The organism is Trebonia sp., from assembly GCF_049794275.1.
Classification (GTDB): Bacteria; Actinomycetota; Actinomycetes; order Streptosporangiales; family Streptosporangiaceae; genus Trebonia.
This window is the reverse complement of the sequence record NZ_JBARCR010000427.1, coordinates 1-3511: the sequence shown is the minus strand read 5'-3', so window position 1 is coordinate 3511 and position 3511 is coordinate 1. Positions and strand designations below refer to the sequence as shown.

Sequence of the window (3511 nt, the reverse complement as noted above, 5' to 3'; positions counted from 1 at the left end):
GCGGTTCGGCCCTGAGGGGACCTGCGCCCGGCTCGCGGGGCTCTGCGACGCGGGCGAGGCGTACATCGTCAGCCGCGGCCTGGCCGCGGCCGGCCTGGATCCCGCGGGCTTCTTCGTCTGTACCGAGGACCTGGAGGACGAGCTCATCCGCGCCGCCGGGCCCGCACGGGTGACGGAGGTGCTCGCCGCGCACGGAGACCTCCACGCGTTCCGCACCATTCAGCGGCAGCCGGCCTGGCGGGGAAAGGACGAGGCGGCGCAGTTGCGGCGCTTCTTCGGCGCGGGCGCGCAGCGCAAGCTGCGCTACGCCCGCCTGCTGACCGAGGCGATCAGCCTGGACCGGATACCGCAGCCGCTCGACGCCCTGCTCAGCGCCGTCTGACGCCCGATATGGCGGCGGGCGCGCTCAGCGGTCGCCACCGGGACGCCACAGCACGTCACCGCGCTCGGCATTGGCGGCGCGGGCGAGGATGAACAGCAGGTCTGACAGCCGGTTCAGGTACTTCGCGGGCCACACGTTCACGGTCTCGCCGTGGTCGCGGACGGCGGCCCACGCGCTGCGTTCCGCGCGCCTGGTGACGGCGCGCGCGGTGTGCAGCAGCGCCGCGCCCGGCGTGCCGCCTGGCAGCACGAAGCTGCGCAGCACCGGCAGCGCGGCGTTGTACTCATCGCAGGCCGACTCGAGGGACGTCACATAGCTCTCGTCGATGCGCAGCTGCTGGTACGCGGGCGGCTCGGGGCTGACCGGATTGGCCAGGTCGGCGCCGACGTCGAACAGCTCGTTCTGGATCCGGCCGAGCAGCGCGGCCATGTCCGCGGGCAGCTGGCCGAACGTCACGGCCATCCCGATGGCGCAGTTCGCCTCGTCGGTGTCCGCGTAGGCGGCCAGCCGGCTGTCTGTCTTGTCGACCCGGTTCCCGTCTACGAGGGCGGTCGTGCCGTCGTCACCGGTTCGCGTGTAGATCCTGGACAGCACGACCGGCGTGTCCCTCTGCTCGTTGTTGGCCATGCGACCACACTAACGGCGCGGCCCGACGCCGTTTTCCCGCCCCGGATCAAGTGGGCGGCCCGGTAGGGTGGCTGGCGTGTTCGACTACGTGATCGTGGGCGGCGGCAGCGCGGGCTGCGTGCTGGCCGCGCGGCTCGCCGAAGACCCCGGCACCAGAGTGCTTCTCCTCGAGGCAGGCCCGTCGTCCGATGACGTCGACGAGATTCACATTCCGGCCGCCTACAACCGGCTCTTCCGCACCAAGTACGACTGGAACTACGTGACGCTCCCGCAGGAGCGCGCCGACGCGCGGCCGGTCTACTGGCCGCGCGGCCGGGTGCTCGGCGGCAGTTCGGCCATGAACGCGATGATCTACATCCGGGGTAACCGGCTGGACTACGACGCGTGGCGCGACGACTTCGGCTGCACCGGCTGGGGGTTCCGCGAGCTGGCGCCCTACTTCCTGCGCGCGGAGGACAACGCCCGCGGGGCGAGCGTCTATCACGGCACGGGCGGCCCGCTGTCCGTTCAGGATCTCCGCCACAAATCCGAACACGGGCGGCACTTCATCGAGGCGGCCACCCGGCGCGGTGCCGTGGCTAACGACGACTTCAACGGGCCGCAGCAGGACGGCGTGGGCTTCTACCAGGTGACCCAGCGCGACGGAAGGCGGTGCAGCGCCGCCGACGCCTATCTTGCGCAGCGGCCGCAGAACCTGACGGTCCTGACGAACGCCACCGCGACGGGACTCGTGATCGAGGGCGGCCGGGCCGCCGGCGTCACCTACCGGCACGCGGGGCGAGAAGAGACCGCCAGGGCCGAGGCGGAGGTCATCCTCGCGGCAGGCGCGATCGGCAGCCCGCAGCTGCTCATGCTCTCCGGCATCGGCCCGGCCGACCATCTGCGCGAGCAGGGCATTTACGTGATCGTGGACAGCCCCGCGGTGGGCGCGAACCTGGCGGACCACCCGTCGGTTCCGGTGCTGTGGTCGACGCCGGCCCTCAAGGGCCTATGGGAGAGCTCAGGCACTGCCGGGTTCGCGCGCTGGATGGTGACGCACAAGGGCCCGCTCACCTCTAACATCGCGGAGGCGGGCGGGTTCGCCCGCAGCGACCCAAGGCTGGCAGCCCCTGACCTGCAGTGGCACGTGCTGCCGGTCGCGTTCAGGGACCAAGGGCTCGCCGACCCGGCGCGGCGGGCGATGACGGTGCTCGTGACGCTGGTCGACGTGACCAGCCGGGGACGGCTCAGGCTCGCGTCCAGGGATCCCAGGCACCGGCCGCTGATCGACCCCGGCTACCTGACCGATGTTCGCGACCTGGGCGCCCTGGCGGCCGGCGTGCGGACGGCGCGGGACTACGGGACCGCCGCGCCGCTGTCGCGGGTCTGCGCCGAGGAACTCGCCCCTGGCGACAGCGTGCATACCGACCATGAGATCCGCGACTACATCCGCGCGTCGCTGGTGACGACTTACCACCCGGCGGGCACCTGCGCGATGGGCGGCGATTCCGGGCAGGCGGCGAGCCGGCACGCTAGCGTCGTCGACCCGATGCTGCGGGTCCGGGGGGTGGACGGGCTGCGCGTGGTGGACGCGTCGGTCATGCCCGCCGTGCCGCGAGGTAACACCAATGCCCCGGTCATCGCCATCGCGGAGCGCGCGGCCGACCTCATCGCGGGACGGGCCCCGCTCGCTTCGGCCGACCCCGAGCAAGTCGTAGCACTCGTCTCCTAACCTTCGGACGGCGCGTCGCCTGGCCCCGGCGCGTCCGGGCCCACCGGTTGACACGGAGCATGAGCGCTACAATCACGCGTCTCATGCTCCGCGTTAACGGATCACCGGTACCGCCGCCCGTGCAGCAGCGTGACCAGCGCCACGATCTTGTCCATGTCCTTGTCCGTGCGCGCGAACGTGGTCAGGTTCACCAGCGGCTTCATCCGCTGCCTGGTGATGGCCTTGGCCCTGGCGAACTCGCGCAGGCCGTCCGCGCCGTGGATCCGCCCGAACCCGGAGTCTGCCACCCCGCCGAACAGCAGTGACGGTACGCCGGCGAACGCGATCACCGAGTTGATGGCCGTCATCCCGGTGCGCAGCGACCGCGCGGCATCCAGGGCCCGCTTCCTGCTCTTGGCGTACACGGCCGAGCCCAGCCCGTACCGCCCGCCGTTGGCCAGCCGCACGCCCTCGTCGAGATCAGCAACCTTCGTCACCGTCACCGTCGGCCCGAAGGTCTCCTCGGTGACCGCCCGGCTGTCCTCCGGCACGCCGGTGAGAATGACCGGCTCGACGTACGGGGCGCGGATGCTGTCCAGCCCGCCGATGGCCGGGTGAGAGTTCCGGGCCAGCGCGTCGGCCACGTGCCCCTCGATGACGTCGACCTGTGACGCCATGGTCATCGGACCGTAGTCGGCCTCCCGGTCGGAGCCCGGCCGGAGCGCGGCCACCCGCTCGCGCAGTTTGTCCAGGAACGAGTGGTACACGTCGCCGACGACGTACACCCGCTCGATTCCGACGCAGGTCTGGCC

The 3511-nt window shown here is 71.7% G+C and carries 3 protein-coding genes and 1 pseudogene; 2 read left to right on the top strand and 2 right to left on the bottom strand.

What is annotated here, in order from left to right:
* Positions 1-382, top strand: a pseudogene (locus tag WA805_RS11670) (ATP-dependent endonuclease); the annotation flags it as partial.
* A gap of 24 nt (positions 383-406) precedes the next feature.
* On the opposite strand, the gene WA805_RS11665 reads toward WA805_RS11670, so the two are convergent.
* Complete coding sequence (locus WA805_RS11665) at positions 407-1009, bottom strand: cob(I)yrinic acid a,c-diamide adenosyltransferase (RefSeq protein ID WP_422271833.1); 603 nt, start codon at positions 1007-1009, stop codon at positions 407-409.
* 76 nt (positions 1010-1085) lie between these two features.
* Here WA805_RS11665 and WA805_RS11660 point away from each other — a divergent pair, with 76 nt between their 5' ends.
* Positions 1086-2720 (top strand): GMC family oxidoreductase, encoded by a 1635-nt coding sequence (locus WA805_RS11660; RefSeq protein ID WP_425242348.1) that lies wholly within the window; start codon positions 1086-1088, stop codon positions 2718-2720.
* A gap of 101 nt (positions 2721-2821) precedes the next feature.
* Here WA805_RS11660 and WA805_RS11655 read toward each other — a convergent pair.
* Positions 2822-3511: aldehyde dehydrogenase family protein (locus WA805_RS11655; RefSeq protein WP_425242347.1), on the bottom strand; the 690-nt coding region annotated here is incomplete at its 5' end.